This window comes from Corynebacterium sp. LK14 (assembly GCF_008042215.1).
GTDB lineage: Bacteria > Actinomycetota > Actinomycetes > Mycobacteriales > Mycobacteriaceae > Corynebacterium > Corynebacterium striatum.
The window spans coordinates 196,819-211,691 of the sequence record NZ_NOVQ01000006.1 but is presented as its reverse complement, the minus strand read 5'-3'; the positions used below and the strand labels follow the sequence as shown (position 1 = coordinate 211,691).

Annotated in this window: 12 protein-coding genes; 6 read left to right on the top strand and 6 right to left on the bottom strand. The window is 61.2% G+C overall.

Annotated elements, in window-relative coordinates; translation table 11 throughout:
- The first annotated feature begins 81 nt into the window (after positions 1 to 81).
- From CHU71_RS02255 to CHU71_RS02235, 5 genes are all read left to right on the top strand, one after another.
- On the top strand, positions 82 to 786 hold the full coding sequence (locus CHU71_RS02255; RefSeq protein ID WP_236593667.1) for a sensor histidine kinase: 705 nt from the start codon (positions 82 to 84) through the stop codon (positions 784 to 786).
- Between the two features lie 9 nt (positions 787 to 795).
- Positions 796 to 1,452: a response regulator transcription factor gene (locus tag CHU71_RS02250; RefSeq protein WP_147760044.1), complete on the top strand. Its 657-nt coding sequence runs from the start codon at positions 796 to 798 to the stop codon at positions 1,450 to 1,452.
- Positions 1,453 to 1,570: 118 nt separating this feature from the next.
- Positions 1,571 to 1,873 (top strand): rhodanese-like domain-containing protein, encoded by a 303-nt coding sequence (locus tag CHU71_RS02245; protein WP_049191864.1) that lies wholly within the window; start codon positions 1,571 to 1,573, stop codon positions 1,871 to 1,873.
- A 65-nt stretch (positions 1,874 to 1,938) separates the two neighbouring features.
- Positions 1,939 to 2,391 (top strand): MarR family winged helix-turn-helix transcriptional regulator, encoded by a 453-nt coding sequence (locus CHU71_RS02240; protein WP_049147090.1) that lies wholly within the window; start codon positions 1,939 to 1,941, stop codon positions 2,389 to 2,391.
- Complete coding sequence (locus CHU71_RS02235) at positions 2,392 to 6,342, top strand: Pls/PosA family non-ribosomal peptide synthetase (RefSeq protein WP_255456375.1); 3,951 nt, start codon at positions 2,392 to 2,394, stop codon at positions 6,340 to 6,342.
- A 196-nt stretch (positions 6,343 to 6,538) separates the two neighbouring features.
- On the opposite strand, the gene CHU71_RS02230 is transcribed toward CHU71_RS02235, so the two are convergent.
- The 6 genes from CHU71_RS02230 to CHU71_RS02210 all read right to left on the bottom strand — a co-directional run bounded on the left by CHU71_RS02230 (position 6,539) and on the right by CHU71_RS02210 (position 13,338).
- Positions 6,539 to 7,246 (bottom strand): enoyl-CoA hydratase-related protein, encoded by a 708-nt coding sequence (locus tag CHU71_RS02230; RefSeq protein ID WP_147760043.1) that lies wholly within the window; start codon positions 7,244 to 7,246, stop codon positions 6,539 to 6,541.
- Positions 7,247 to 7,251: 5 nt separating this feature from the next.
- Complete coding sequence (gene ppk2, locus CHU71_RS02225; protein ID WP_187271994.1) at positions 7,252 to 8,151, bottom strand: polyphosphate kinase 2; 900 nt, start codon at positions 8,149 to 8,151, stop codon at positions 7,252 to 7,254.
- Positions 8,152 to 8,304: 153 nt separating this feature from the next.
- Positions 8,305 to 8,436 carry a hypothetical protein gene (locus tag CHU71_RS12965; RefSeq protein ID WP_255456374.1) on the bottom strand — a complete coding sequence of 44 codons (132 nt, stop codon included), beginning with the start codon at positions 8,434 to 8,436 and terminating at the stop codon, positions 8,305 to 8,307.
- A 72-nt stretch (positions 8,437 to 8,508) separates the two neighbouring features.
- A complete protein-coding gene (locus CHU71_RS02220) occupies positions 8,509 to 8,697 on the bottom strand; it encodes a hypothetical protein (protein ID WP_147760041.1) in 189 nt (62 codons plus the stop codon).
- Between the two features lie 672 nt (positions 8,698 to 9,369).
- Positions 9,370 to 11,016, bottom strand: coding sequence for a chaperonin GroEL (gene groL, locus CHU71_RS02215; protein ID WP_147760040.1), 1,647 nt, complete (start codon positions 11,014 to 11,016; stop codon positions 9,370 to 9,372).
- Between the two features lie 327 nt (positions 11,017 to 11,343).
- The gene (locus CHU71_RS02210; RefSeq protein WP_147760039.1) at positions 11,344 to 13,338 is read right to left on the bottom strand and encodes an OPT family oligopeptide transporter; all 1,995 of its coding nucleotides are present in this window, start codon (positions 13,336 to 13,338) and stop codon (positions 11,344 to 11,346) included.
- 123 nt (positions 13,339 to 13,461) lie between these two features.
- On the opposite strand from CHU71_RS02210, the gene CHU71_RS02205 reads away from it, so the two are divergent.
- A complete protein-coding gene (locus tag CHU71_RS02205; protein WP_147760038.1) occupies positions 13,462 to 14,844 on the top strand; it encodes a dipeptidase in 1,383 nt (460 codons plus the stop codon).
- Positions 14,845 to 14,873 lie beyond the last annotated feature (29 nt).

Genomic DNA, 14,873 nt, shown 5'->3' with positions numbered 1-14,873 from the left:
CAGGCCATGGCCTAGGCACTGCTTTTTCAGGTAGTGCTGGCACTACCCTCGCTAGGTACCACCCTAGCTAAGCTGGAAATCGTGTTTCGGAATCACAAAGCTAAGTCCCAGCCCAGCAATGAGCAGCGCCAGGCTGCGATCATCGCTGAGCTGACCGCTTCCCGGCGCGCCATCGCCGATGCTTACGAGGTTGAGCGCGCCCGCATCGAACGCGATTTACACGATGGCGCGCAGCAATACTTGGTGGCCGCCAGCATCAAGTTGGGCGAGGCCGAGTTAGACACTGAGGGCCCGGTCCTGGCGCTGATTCGGGAGGCCAAGCGCGATCTGGATGCCGGCCTTAACAGCTTGCGCGCTACCGTCCATGGCATTCACCCCCAGGTGCTGCAGGACCACGGCTTGGTCGCCGCGCTTTCCGACGTCGCTTCTTCCTACGGCTCTCACATCTCCATCTTCGCCCCGCACCCACTGCCGCACCTATCCCCCAGCGTGCTCGCCGCGGGATATTTCTTCGGCACCGAAGCACTGACCAACGCCGCAAAGCACGCACCCGGCGCACCGGTGAGCGTGCTTATTACTTCGGACGCCTCGCTGCATATCTCCGTCGTGGACGAGGGCCCCGGTGGGGCACGGGTAATACCAGGTCACGGACTAGCGGGAATGGCAGAAAGGCTAGCGGCATTCGGCGGCAGGATGCAGGTCCACTCGCCAGAAGGCGGGCCGACGAAGATCAATTGCGAAATTCCCCTGCTGCTTGAACGCGGCAGCAGCGGGCTGGCGGAGTAGGTGGCAGGCATGAGCGGGCTAAAGATTGTCGTCGCGGATGATTCCGCGCTGTTGCGAGAAGGCGTGGCCGGACTTTTGGAGCGGCGCGGCCACCACGTGGTGGGCCAGGCGGCGGATACGCCGGAATTAACCGCTCTGGTGGACGCGCTAGATGAGCTTCCCGACATCGTCATCACGGATGTGCGCATGCCGCCCGGGATGTCCGATGACGGGCTAAAGGCGGGCGTGGCCTTGCGGCGCCGCTACCCAGAGCTGGCGGTGATGGTGCTTTCCCAGTACGTGGCGCCGGCGTATGCGGTGGAGCTTTTTGAAAACACCACCGCGGGCACGGGCTACCTGCTCAAAGATCGCGTCTCTGAGGTGGCGGACTTCCTGTCCAGCCTGGATGTGGTTGCGCAGGGCGGCACCGTCATCGACCCCACCGTGGCGCGCGCATTGATGCAGTCAGGCCGCAGCGGCTTGGGCGAGCTCAGCCCCCGCGAGCGCGAGGTCCTGGAGCTGATGTCGCGTGGGCAATCTAATAAGGAGATTGCCGCCGAGCTCGTGCTTTCGGCGGCCGCCGTGGCCAAGCACGTGTCCAACATCTTTTTGAAGCTGCGTTTGGATCCCAGCGAGGACAACCGCCGCGTGAAGGCCATTCTGGAGTATCTCTCCGCAAACCGCTAGCTCTCCCTTCAAGGCACATTTTGCCAACTAAGCCCTCGAAAACTGCAGTTTCAAGGGCACTATTTGGCAAATTGTGCATGGGAGTCCCCCATCTCGCCGCACCGGTAGGCTGGGGCCTATGGAAAACGTTGAACCAAACCAGGTACCAGAAGGCGCACAGCTCATCGACGTCCGCGAGCAGCACGAGTGGGAGGTAGAGCACGCGAAAGGCGCGACTCATATTCCGATGAGTGAAATCGTGGGTCGCCTCGACGAAATCGATCTGGACCGCGACATCTATTTGATCTGCCACGCCGGCGGCCGCAGCGTCCAAGTGGGCCAGTACCTCGAGCAGGCTCGCGGCTGGGACGTCATCAACGTGCTCGGCGGCACCGACGCCTGGATTGCGCAGGGCATGCCCACCGTCTACGACGACAAATGAAAATAAACAATGGGGACTTACCCATAATTTAGGATTCTTACGTTGGGGCGTCTAGCCTTATCTATATGGCTACGACTATTTCAATCCCCAACGCTCTCCTCGAATCTCCCTCCTTCCAGCTCGAGCGCCTCCGCCGCCGCACCCGCGACGGCGTCGAGCAAGCGCTCAGCACCCGCCAGACCACCATCCGCGAGTACTGGGTATTGACCTGCCTCGTCGACGGCGACGTCGCCTCCCAGTCGGCCCTTTCGGAGACCCTAGCCATCGACGCCTCCGACATGGTTCGCCTCATAGACTCTCTCGAGGAGCGCAGCTGGGCCAAGCGCGAGCGCGACCCCAAGGATCGCCGCCGCCAAATCGTGGCGTCGACCAAGAAGGGCGTCAAGGCGCACAAGGAGCTTGCCGATCTCGTCGCGGCCGCCGAGGACGCTGCCCTCGACGAATCCACCTCCAAGCAGCTCAAGCACCTGCGTAAGCTCGCCACCGCCATCATCGGCCCTAACGAGGATGATGCTTAAATGGCGGAAGATGAAAAGAGTACCGGGCGCCACGCGCTGCCCGAGGACCCCTTAGACGCGCACCAGCCTGGCGCCGGAATCATTCACGTCCCCGAGCAGTACCTGCTGGGCGAGCATGCCCCACGCGAACGCACGCTCTGGGACATCATTTGCACTACTGCTGAGCTGCATCCCGACGCCGCCGCGCTTGACGACGGCGAAGTGCTCACCTATTCCGAGCTGATCACCGATGTCGAGGCGTGGGCCAGCGAGCTGCGCGCCAACGGCGTGCGCCGCGGCGACCGCATTGGCATCCGGATGACCTCCGGCAAGCGAGAACTTTACCTGGCGATTCTGGCCACCTTGGCTGCGGGCGCGGCCTACGTGCCTGTCGATGCCGACGACCCCGACGAGCGCGCCGAGATGGTCTTCGGCGAGGCCGACATCGACGGCGTGTTCAGCGACGAAGGCTTCCGCTCCCTGCGTCCGCAGCGCCCCGCAGCAAGAGGCGACGAGGCCGGCGCGCCGACCCCGGACGATACCGCCTGGATCATCTTTACCTCCGGCTCCACCGGCAAGCCCAAGGGCGTGGCCGTCACCCACCGCTCCGCGGCCGCTTTCGTGGATGCCGAGGCGGCCCTTTTCCTCGTGGATCATCCACAAGGCCCGCTGGGCCCCGATGACCGCGTCCTCGCAGGCCTCTCCGTAGCCTTTGATGCCTCCTGCGAAGAGATGTGGCTAGCCTGGGGCCACGGCGCCTGTCTGGTGCCCGCGCCACGTTCCCTGGTCCGCTCCGGCATGGACTTAGGGCCCTGGCTCATCCGCCGCGACATCACCGTCGTGTCCACCGTCCCTACTTTGGCGGGCCTGTGGCCAGCCGAGGCGCTCGACAACATTCGCCTGCTCATCGTCGGCGGCGAAGCCTGCTCCCAGGAACTGGTGGACCGTCTGGCAACCGATGACCGTGAGATGTGGAATACCTACGGCCCAACCGAGGCCACCGTCGTGGCCTGCGCGCAGCGCATGCTGCCAGGCCGCCCCGTGTCCATCGGTTTGCCTTTGAACGGCTGGGACTTGGTGGTCGTCGACAAGCAAGGCTTCCCCGTGGGCCTCGGCGAGGTCGGCGAACTCGTCATCGGTGGCGTGGGACTCGCCCGCTACCTGGACCCAGCCAAGGACGCGGAAAAGTACGCGCCGCTGGAGTCGATGGCGTGGCAGCGTGCCTACCGCACGGGCGACCACGTGCGCTTGGAGGAAGACGGTCTTTACTTCGTGGGCCGCGTGGACGACCAAGTCAAGATTGGCGGCCGCCGCATCGAGCTCGGTGAGGTCGAGGCCAACGTCGCCGCGTTGCCCAATGTCTATAACTCGGCCGTGGCCGTGCAGAAGACCCCCGGCGGCGAATCCGTGCTGGTGGGCTATGTGTCCCTCGAGGACGAAGCAAAGGGCTTCGACCAGCAAGCCGCGCACGATCGTCTCGCTGAGACCATGCCTGCGGCCTTGGTCCCTCGCATCTGTGTGATGGAGGAGCTGCCCATCCGCACCTCCGGCAAGGTGGACAAGAAGGCCCTGCCGTGGCCACTGCCGGGCGTTGGTGTGGAAGCCGCGGGGCTTACCCAAACCGAACAGTGGCTTGCCCAATTGTGGGTCGAGACCCTCGGTGTTTCCGTCTCCGACGAGAACGCGGACTTCTTCTCCTTGGGCGGCACCTCCCTGGCCGCCGCGACGCTCGTGGGCCGCATCCGCGAGCGCTACCCCACCGTGGCTGTGCGGGATCTCTACGACCACCCGCGTCTCGGCTCCCTCGCCGAACACATCGGAGGCGCTGAGGAGCGCCCCGCCACCGTCGCCCCGCGCTCCGTGCGCAAGGTCAGCGGCCGCACCCGCGCGCTGCAGACCCTCATCCAGGTCCCGGTGATGACCCTGGCTGCCACCTCCTGGCTGGCCTGGCTGCTGCTGGGCTCCAACCTCGCCCACGCCGTCGGCGCGGACTGGGCGCTGACCACCCCGTGGTGGCTGGTGGCTGTCATGGTCATCGTCTTCGCCACCCCAATTGGCCGCATCCCTATCGGCGGCTACGGAGCACGCCTTCTCACCAGTGGAATTGAGCCCGGTGACTACCCGCGCGGCGGCTCGACGCACCTGCGCATCTGGGCCGCTGAGCGCTGGGCCGATGCCTCCGGATCACGGTCTATTGCCGGCGCCACCTGGGTCAACAACTATGCCCGCACCTTGGGCGTGAAGATTGGCCGCGGCGTCGACTTGCACTCCCTGCCGCCGGTCACGGGCCTGCTGGCCCTCGGCGACCACGCCGCCATCGAGCCGGAGGTGGACCTCTCCGGCTACTGGCTCGACGGCGATATCCTCCACGTCGGCGCCATCAACGTGGCCGAAGGCGCGCGCGTCGGTGCGCGCTCGACGCTGCTGCCGGGCACCAACGTGGGCAAGTACTCCCACGTGGAGGCCGGTTCCACGGTTACCGGCAAGAAGAAAATCAAGGACGGCCAGCGCTGGTCCGGCTCGCCGGCCAAGAAGGTGGGCCGCTCCAAACACCGATTCCCTTCCGAGCTGCCAAAGCGCCGCCCATGGTGGGTGGCTTTCTACGGCCTGACCTCGATTCTGCTCGCAATCCAGCCCATCGTGGCGCTGGGTCTCGGCGCGGCTTTGGTCGCGTGGGGTCTCCACGTAACCGAAGGCAACGACTTCATCGGCTCCCTCTTTTTCGCCCCTTTCGGCGCGCTGGTGGCCTTCGCCTTCTACATGGCGCAGACCTGGCTGGGCGTGCGGATTCTGTCCATCGGGGTCAAGCCGGGCGTCGTTCCGGTGCGTTCTGCCGCAGGCTGGCGCTTGTGGTCCATCGAGCGCCTCATGGACGATGCCCGCACCACCTTGTTCCCGCTCTACGCCTCGCAGCTGACTCCCCTGTGGTTCCGCACGCTCGGTGCCAAGATCGGCAAGGACGCGGAGATTTCCACCGCGGTGATGATCCCCAAGCTCACGGACATCAAGGACGGTGCGTTCCTCGCCGACGACACCATGATCGGCGGCTACGAACTCGGCGGCGGCTGGATGCTCACTGGCGAGGCCAAGGTGGGCAAGCGCTCCTTCGTGGGCAACTCCGGAATCACGGGCCCAGGCCGCAAGCTGTCGAAGAACTCACTGGTTGCAGTGCTCTCGTCGACGCCTAAGAAGTCCAAGTCCGGTTCTAACTGGTGGGGCTCCCCGCCGGAGCGCATGCGTCGCGTCGAAGCACACGTGGACGGTGTGCAGGGCGAGTCTTTGACCTACAACCCGGGCTTCGGGGTCAAGGCAGCGCGCGGCGTCGTGGAGACGATGCGCTTGCTCGCGCCAATGACTTCTGCGATGCTCTTGGCCGGTGTTCTGGCCAGCCTTTACGCCCTTGTCGATTCCTTTGGCATCGCTGTTGCCTGGCTGCTTTCCGGTCTCATCTTGATGGCTGTCGGGGGCGTCGGCATGGCGATCACCGTGGCCGTGAAGTGGATCTGCGTGGGCCAACACTGCTCGGGTGACCACCCGCTGTGGTCCGCCTTCGTGTGGCTCAACGAGCTCCAAGACGCCTTCGTGGAGGCAGTCGCTGCGCCGTGGTACTTCCAGCACACGCTGGGCACCGGTGAGATTAACCTCGGCCTGCGTGCTCTTGGCGTCAAGATTGGCGGCGGCGCGTGGATTGATTCCTACTGGTTCCCGGAAACCGACCTGTGTGTTGTGGGCGCCGGCGCCTCCGTGGGTCCAGGCACCGTGGTGCAGACGCACCTCTTCCAGGACCGCGTGATGAGCCTCGACACGGTCACCATCGAGGCCGGCTCCACGCTGGCGTCCCACTCCGTGGCGCTGCCGGCGTCGCTGGTGGGCAAGGCCGCCGCCGTGGGCCCAGGCTCGCTGGTTATGCGCGGTGACCGCGTGCCTGCCAACTCGGTGTGGCAGGGTAACCCGATTGAGCCCTGGGCTTAGGCCACTGCTGCTTCACCCCGTAGCCTCCCTGATTGCCAAATTGGCGCCGATTTCTTTCACTTTTGCGCCACGATTTGGCAATCAGGGCGGCTTTCTCTTGCATGCCTCTTAGAACTACGACCGCCCCTAACTGCCACATAGTCTCGGAATTCCGGCAGGACACCCCGCGCTCTAGCATCTAGGGGCATCAGACGGTTTACTGCTGACGCGCCCGCCATGCTTCTACACGGGCAGCGTTACGCTCTTCTTCAGAGAAGGGCCTTGACGATGACGTTGCAAACTCCATCTTGAGATTAAGCAAGGTATGTGGGGAGCCTTTGCCGATTTGCGCTGCCGCTGCCATAACTTCCTCGCGACTACCTGCGCTGATCGCGAATCCAGTAGACAGTGCGTCTTCTAGGCTAAGAATCTCCCCGGCAATCAGCATCCGGCGGGCCCATGAGCCACCGACAAGCAGCTGAAGATTGCGAACAGTAGCAGGATCAACGCCGATGCCCATTTTGGCTACCGGCAAGCTAAAGCTGATGGCTTGGGCGGCGGATGCCGCCGGGGCTACAAAGCGGATATCGCAGGCCATGGCGAGCATCATTCCGGCACCGATAGCGGGGCCTTCGATCCAAGCGATGACAGGGACCGGTAATCGGGCAATCTTTGCGAAGAGTGCCTCAAGGGTTGGATACAGCTCGCCTTGAAAATCTTGGGAAGTCAGATCGGCGCCCGCGCTGAACACGGGGCCGTCTGCTTCAATTAGTACTGTCGACGCGCCTGCTTCAACCGCAGCGTCTAATGCCATTGCCAAGTCCTTGCAGAGCGCCACGCTTAACGCGTTGCGTTTTTCTGCACGCGTGAGGCGTACGCTCCACATGCCACTCTCGAGTTCGACGGCGGCGACGAGGCTAGACATCGAATTTAATCACCAATTTGATCGCGACCACGCATAACGATTTGCGGGTCAGGCTCGCCAACTATCTCGTGGTCTTTGTTCGTGTACTCAAACTTAGAGAGCACGTAGCGCATAGCGTTGATGCGAGCGCGCTTCTTGTCGTTGGACTTGATGGTGATCCACGGGGACTCTTCGGTATCCGTGTAGCGGAACTGCTCTTCCTTGGCGCGGGTGTAATCATCCCACTTGTCGAGGGAAGCCAGGTCCATCGGGGAAAGCTTCCACTGGCGCACTGGGTCAATCTGACGGATAGCGAAGCGGGTGCGCTGTTCCTTACGAGTGACGGAGAACCACAGCTTGGTCAGGGAAATACCAGAGCCAAGAATCATGTTCTCAAGCATCGGGACTTCGCGCAGGAACTCTGCGTGCTGGGACTCGGTGCAAAAACCCATGACGCGTTCGACGCCAGAACGGTTGTACCAGGAGCGGTCGAAGAAAACGATTTCGCCGCCGGCTGGGAAGTGCTGAATATAGCGCTGGAAGTACCAAGAGGTCGACTCACGTGGGGACGGCTTCTCCAATGCGACGGTGCGCGCACCACGTGGGTTGAGGTGCTCATTAAAGCGCTTGATGGTGCCACCCTTGCCTGCTGCGTCACGGCCCTCAAACAAGATGATGTGACGCTGGCCGGTTTCTTTGGTCCAGTTCTGCCACTTCAGCAGCTCGATTTGGAGCGCACGCTTGGTGGCCTCATACTCATCGCGCGACATGCGCTCTTCGTACGGGTAGTTCTCTCGCCAGGTTTCAATTGGCGAACCATCCGGCATGATGAGGGCCGGGTCGTCCTCGTCAGAATCATCGACGACGTAGCCGTCGGTCTTAGCAAGGTCAATCTCAGGAAGTTCGTCGTCTTTAATGTCAGCCATACTTAAAAGTTTACCGGTCACCCAACCATTCGGCGCGCTAAATTACACTGCAACTCCACCGATTTACCCCTAAGTCCTCCCCCACCCAGACATAGCAAAAGAGCCCCACCAAAAGGTGAGGCTCTAGAAATCGCTTACGCGATAGGGATGTTCTTAGACGAACATACCGATCAGCTGGGAAGCACCCTTAGCAATCTGAACGAGCGGATTGATCAGGGTTGCGTAGATGTTCAGGTCGTTTGCGAACTCGGAAGAACCGATTGCGAAGTTAATGAAGCCGTCCATTTTATCTCCTTAGGACTAGTATTTGAAGATTGAAGATCAGAACCTAAAAGGCCCCGATGAGAAGTAAATGAATTACTTGTTCTCAGCAATCAGGGAAGAGGTGCCTGGGAAGAAATCAGCTGCCTCAGGCTCGGAGGACAGGAAGTCGAAGGCCAAGATGGTGTTCTGGAAGAAGCCACCAACGTTGCCCAGGATCTTGCCCCAGCCTTCCCAGGTGTCTACGAAGTTGTCGAGGTGGGTCTGAATCATGGAGAGGTCCATAATGAACTCCTTGGATAGGTTTCGGGTATTTACACCCGAGGGTATTGCGGATTTGCAGACACCCTCTGTGGGCGTCACAAGTAACCATTTTGTCACACAGCGCTCAAAGATCAATCCGAAACTCTTGAGTTTTCAATTCTCGGGAAAGCCCCTCCATAGTTCCCGGCCGTCACTTTATACACGGCATCCTCCAAGTCATTTCTTACCCAAAAGTTAATTGATATGCCTTTTACCAGCGACTTTTCTGACGATGAACAGAAATAATCGAACTATTTGAAAAAAGTGTGTAACAAACATCAGGAGCGCTCCGATGGACAAGGTCCAAAACTCATTAATTCAGCGGGGAAATCAGTTTCAAAATTGCCCTAATGTGGGGGTGCACCAAAGGTCTCAGATTGGCCACTTTCGCTTCCGCCCGGAGTTCCAGACAGTCAAACAGAGTCGAATACGCAACCAATCAACCACCATTCAGCCTCAAAAATGGGCCACTGGCTGTGAAAATTGTTATTCAATGTGAAAGTTGAGGTCAGGAAACGCACTTTTCATCTTTTCCGTGTAGCGACACGCGAAAACGCCCTACGAGAGACGTTCTTTATCTCACGTAGGGCGCTTTAAATCGGCGGCGCCTAGCTCGCACGGAGCTATATGGGCGCCTTTCGAGGTTTGGCTCTATTAGAAGCCCATGCCGCCCATAGCGTCAGCGTCAGGCATGCCGGCGCCTGCACCAGCAGGCTGCGGCTTGTCAGCGACAACAGCCTCAGTGGTCAGGAACAGCGCAGCGATGGAAGCAGCGTTCTGCAGTGCGGAGCGGGTGACCTTGACCGGGTCATTGATGCCAGCAGCCATCAGGTCAACGTACTCGCCGGTTGCAGCATTCAGACCCTGGCCAGCAGGCAGGGAAGCAACCTTGTCAGCAACAACGCCTGGCTCCAGGCCAGCGTTGTGAGCAATCTGCTTCAGCGGAGCAGACAGAGCCTCACGAACGATCTTGACACCGGTTGCTTCGTCGCCAGTGAGGTTATCCAGTGCATCCAGAGCAGAAGCAGCCTGCAGCAGCGCAACGCCACCGCCGGCAACGATGCCCTCTTCAACGGCAGCCTTTGCGTTGCGGACTGCGTCCTCAATGCGGTGCTTGCGCTCCTTGAGCTCAACCTCAGTTGCAGCGCCGACCTTCAGGACAGCAACGCCGCCAGCCAGCTTGGCCAGGCGCTCCTGCAGCTTCTCACGGTCGTAATCAGAATCGGAGTTCTCAATCTCAGCGCGGATCTGCTTGATGCGGCCGTCGATCTGCTCCTGGTTGCCAGCACCCTGGACGATGGTGGTGTCATCCTTGGTGACAACAACCTTGCGTGCCTGGCCGAGGTACTCAATCTCAGCGGTCTCGAGGGAAAGGCCAACCTCTTCGGAGATGACCTGGCCGCCGGTCAGGATAGCCATATCCTGCAGGGTAGCCTTGCGGCGGTCGCCGAATCCCGGAGCCTTAACAGCAACGGATTTGAAGGTGCCACGGATCTTGTTCACGACGAGGGTGGATAGTGCTTCGCCCTCAACATCCTCAGCGATGATCAGCAGCGGCTTGCCGGTCTGCATAACCTTCTCCAGCAGCGGAACGAGATCCTTGATGTTAGAGATCTTGGAAGAAACCAGCAGGATGTACGGATCCTCGAGGACTGCCTCCTGACGCTCCATGTCGGTTGCGAAGTAACCGGAGATGTAGCCCTTGTCGAAGCGCATACCCTCAGTAACCTCGAGGTCCACACCGAAGGTGTTGGACTCTTCAACGGTGATAACGGAATCCTTGTTTACGGATCCGTTGCCCACGGTGTACATAGCCTCAGCGATCTTGGCACCGATTGCCGGGTCAGCCGCGGAGATGCCCGCGGTGGTTGCGATTTCTTCCTGGGTCTCAATCTCCTTCGCGGAGGAGAGCAGGGAGTCAACAACAGCCTTGGTTGCGGACTCGATACCGCGCTTGATACCCATAGGGTTAGAACCAGCGGCTACGTTGCGCAGACCCTCACGAACCAGTGCCTGTGCGAGAACGGTAGCGGTGGTAGTGCCGTCACCGGCAACGTCATCAGTCTTCTTGGCGACTTCCTTAACCAGCTCAGCGCCGATCTTCTCGTAAGGATCTTCCAGCTCGATCTCGCGAGCGATGGAGACACCATCGTTAGTAATGGTCGGGGCGCCCCAGGACTTCTCCAGGACGACGTTGCGGCCCTTAGGGCCGAGGGTGACCTTAACTGCGTCGGCCAGCGTGTTCAGACCACGCTCAAGGCCGCGACGTGCCTCTTCATCGAAGGCAATAATCTTTGCCATTGTGTTTGTGCTCCTTAGTTTTGTTTAGGACGACACTCACGTCTGTATCTATACGGACGCCCGCGACGGCACGGCTGGTGAGTGTGGACCAGCCTCAACCACATAGATGAGGTTTTCTGGCACTTGCCCTTTGGGAGTGCTAGCGACCATTCTGGCACTCCCCTACTACGAGTGCAAGGTAGGACACGAGCTGCCCGGCACGCTATAAGCGAACACCCGCGCCGGTAAACGGCGCGGGTGTAAAAAGACGCGGGTGTGAAGAGGCGCGGGCGTGAAAAGGACGGCGCGGGTGTGAAAAGGCGCGGGCGTAGGCAGCGCCGGAAAGCGCTAGCTCTTGGTGACCTTTGACTTGGTCCAGCGGTAAGCAAAGCCGACGCCCACCACGAACAAGATGATGCCCAGGACGTTGGACACGGTGCCACCTTCGAAAATCTCCAGTGGGGACTCCCCGCCGGCGGCCGCGATGATAGCGGCGTTGACCACGCCGAACAGGGACTCACCAACAATAAGGCCGGTTGCCAGCAGGGTGCCCATGCGCTTAGAGAAGTCAGGGTTGGATTGCTTGGCGGCCCACTTGTCATAGAAGTAGCCCAAGATGGCGCCGATCGGGATGATGATGGTCAGCGAGGCCGGCAGGTACATGCCCATGCCAACAGCCAGCGGAGACAGCGAGTACTTGCTGGTGGTCTTGCGCAAGACCTCGTCGATGACGATGAGCACAGCGCCGATAGCCGCACCAGTAAAGATAAGGTTCCAATCCAGCGAGCTATCAAAGATGCCAGAAGCCACCGACGACATAAGCGCAGCCTGCGGTGCAGCGAGGGCATCCTCGCCAGCGCCTTCCATGCCCTGGAAGCCAAAGCCGGTGAGCATGACCTGCAGAATCGGCGGGATGACCACAGAGCCAAACAGCACACCGATAATGAGTGCCACCTGCTGCTTCCACGGGGTCGCCCCGACGAGCTGGCCGGTCTTGAGATCCTGCAAGTTGTCGTTGGAAATCGTGGCGATGCCAAAGACAATCGCCGCGGTGAACAAGGTGTAGGCCACGAGCGAAAGCGGATCCGCAGAGGTACCGCGGGTAACAGCGGCGATAAGCAGCGAGGCCGCGAGCACAGCAATGATGCCCACGGAGGAAATCGGCGAGTTCGACGCACCGATAAGGCCCGCCATGTAGCCACACACAGATGCCACGATGAGGCCCACCAACAGGGTGAACAGGACGGAGACCGTAATGAGCACGCCCATGTGCTCATGGATATCAGTGCCCGAGATGAAGTCCCACAGCAGCAGCGCAATCGGGACCATCAAAATGACGATGGTTCCTAGGACATAGGGGAATGGGATGTCGCGCTCAGCCACGTCCACGTTTTGGCCGGCTTTGCGCTGGCGGGAAGAGGCCAGGGACTCGGAGATGCCCTTGACGATTGGGCCGGTGATCTTGAGGAGCGTCCAGATGGCGGCGATAGCCATGGCGCCCACGCCGATGAAGCGAATCTCACCAGAGAATACGGAGTCGACGGTATCGGCAAGCGCGGTGGCGTCGAGTCCGCCAATGTCGCCGGCGGTGTGCATCGGCAACAGGATGAAGAAGGAGATGACAACGCCCACGAGCATTGCGATACCCACGGACATGCCAACCAGGTGACCCACGCCGATGAGCGCCATGGACAGCGAGGTACCCAGGGTGGTGGCACCGGAGCCCAGCTTGAAGTAGGTAGACACTGACGAGGCCACGGCCTTCATCGCGGCAAGCAGAGCCATCGCTGCGGAGATGATGCCACCAACGAGGATGACGCGCAGCCCCTTGGCGTTTTCTTCATGGGCGGCTGCGGAAGCGCCGTTGTCGGCGCCGACCTTGAGCACCTCCGCGGCGGCGACGCCCTCCGGGTAAGGCAGGTCGGAGCCCGTCACCAAGGCACGGCGCAGCGGGATGGAGTACATCACGCCGAGCACGCCACCGATGGCGCAGACCGCGGCAGTCTCCCAGAAGCTAAAGCCCTTCCAGTAACCCACCATGACCAAGCCCGGCAGGACGAAGATGATGGCAGAGAGGGTGCCAGCGGCAGACGCGATGGTCTGCACGATGTTGTTCTCTTTGACGTTGTGACCAGCGAACCTGCGCAGCACGGCCATGGAGATGACGGCTGCCGGAATCGAGGTAGCAAAAGTCAGGCCGACTTTAAGGCCGAGGTAGACGTTGGCGGCGGTGAATACCAGTGTGATCAGTCCACCGATGAGAATGCCACGCAGTGTGAGCTCGCGCAGTGCTGGACCAGCAGAAGCTGGCGAGGACGAAGCGGGGGCGGCGTTGTGTGCCATACCGAATTCTTTCTAGTGAGAAATCTATTTAGATTCTGTAATTAAGTACTCATAAACCCTAGTCCACACGGGCAGAAACTCCATCGTTCAGGCATCCCTACGCGGCAGCGTATGTTAGTGAGCATGACTGCTATTTCTGAATTCATCACCGCCGACCGCGAGCGCATCTTCGCTCAGCTCAAGGAGCTCGTCTCCTTCAACTCCGTTCACAATGAGCCAGGTCTGGAAGAAGAGTCCGTCAAGGCCGCCGAATGGGTCCGATCCGCATTGACCGAAGCAGGCGTCGACGTCGAGGCCATTCCTACTGCTGACGGCTCCACCGCGCTCGTCGGCAAGCGCGCGGGCAAAGAGGGCGCCAAGACTGTGCTGCTCTACTCCCACTACGATGTTGTCCCCGTCGGCCCGCGTGAACCGTGGGAGTCCGATCCACTGACCCTAACCGAGCGCCCGTCCGCCTCCGGCGAGGTGCGTTGGTACGGCCGCGGCGCAGCGGACTGCAAGGGCAACATCGCAATGCACTTGGCTGCCCTGCGCGCGATCGACGCCAACGGTGGCACCGACCTCAACCTCACCTTCCTCATCGAAGGCTCCGAGGAGCGCGGCGGCGAGGGCCTGTCCGCCCTCATCGAGGAGCGCCCGGAGCTGTTTGCTGCCGACGCCATCCTCATCGCCGACGCCGGCAATGCCAAGGCCGGCCTGCCTACCCTGACCACCTCCCTGCGCGGCGGCGCGCAGATCTACGTGCAGGTTGACACCCTCGAGGCGGGCGTGCACTCCGGTCAGTTTGGCGGCGCAGCTCCCGACGCCGTCAAGGCACTCATGCGCGCACTCGATTCTCTCAGCGACGAGCATGGTCGCACGGTTATCGATGGTGTCGACTGCGCAGGCTCCTGGCCGCTGGCGGAAGGCCAGACCAGTGCCTACGCTCCGGAGGACTTCCGTTCCGATGCACAGATGCTCGACGGCACCGAGATCATGGGTTCCCAGGATCCGGCAGGCGCCACCGAGATCGCCGACATGATCTGGGCTCGCCCGGCAATTACCGTTACCGGCTTCACCTCCACCCCGGTTGCCGAGGCTGTCAACGCAGTTCCGGCCACCGCTGCTGCAAACCTCAACCTGCGCACCCCAGCCACCATGGACCCCCGCTCTACCGCGGAGGCCGTGGCCGAGCACCTGAAGAAGCACGTGCCGTGGGGCGCGCACATCAAGGTCGAGATCCTCGAGGCTAACCGCGGCTTTGAAACTGATCCGGAAAAGCCAGCCGCAACGCTGCTCGGCGAGTGCCTCGCCGAAGCCTACGGCACAGAAACCATCTCCCAGGGCATGGGCGGTTCCATCCCACTGACCGTGGAGCTGCAGGAGAAGCACCCGAATGCCGAGATCGCACTCTTCGGCGTTGAGGATCCGAAGGCCACCATCCACTCCGCCAACGAGTCTGTGGATCCAACGGAGATCGAAAAGATTGCTACTGCCGAGGCTTACTTCCTCCAGCGCTTCGCTTAAAACCAACCTGCCAGATCAGTTAAGAGAGC

What these genes read in the sequence shown, in the direction of transcription:
- CHU71_RS02250 (WP_147760044.1), top strand. Translation starts at nt 796, where the DNA reads ATGAGCGGGCTAAAGATTGTCGTCGCGGATGATTCCGCGCTGTTGCGA.
- CHU71_RS02245 (WP_049191864.1), top strand. Translation starts at nt 1,571, where the DNA reads ATGGAAAACGTTGAACCAAACCAGGTACCAGAAGGCGCACAGCTCATC.
- CHU71_RS02240 (WP_049147090.1), top strand. Translation starts at nt 1,939, where the DNA reads ATGGCTACGACTATTTCAATCCCCAACGCTCTCCTCGAATCTCCCTCC.
- CHU71_RS02235 (WP_255456375.1), top strand. Translation starts at nt 2,392, where the DNA reads ATGGCGGAAGATGAAAAGAGTACCGGGCGCCACGCGCTGCCCGAGGAC.
- CHU71_RS02230 (WP_147760043.1), bottom strand. Translation starts at nt 7,246, where the DNA reads ATGTCTAGCCTCGTCGCCGCCGTCGAACTCGAGAGTGGCATGTGGAGC.
- ppk2 (WP_187271994.1), bottom strand. Translation starts at nt 8,151, where the DNA reads ATGGCTGACATTAAAGACGACGAACTTCCTGAGATTGACCTTGCTAAG.
- CHU71_RS12965 (WP_255456374.1), bottom strand. Translation starts at nt 8,436, where the DNA reads ATGGACGGCTTCATTAACTTCGCAATCGGTTCTTCCGAGTTCGCAAAC.
- CHU71_RS02220 (WP_147760041.1), bottom strand. Translation starts at nt 8,697, where the DNA reads ATGGACCTCTCCATGATTCAGACCCACCTCGACAACTTCGTAGACACC.
- groL (WP_147760040.1), bottom strand. Translation starts at nt 11,016, where the DNA reads ATGGCAAAGATTATTGCCTTCGATGAAGAGGCACGTCGCGGCCTTGAG.
- CHU71_RS02210 (WP_147760039.1), bottom strand. Translation starts at nt 13,338, where the DNA reads ATGGCACACAACGCCGCCCCCGCTTCGTCCTCGCCAGCTTCTGCTGGT.
- CHU71_RS02205 (WP_147760038.1), top strand. Translation starts at nt 13,462, where the DNA reads ATGACTGCTATTTCTGAATTCATCACCGCCGACCGCGAGCGCATCTTC.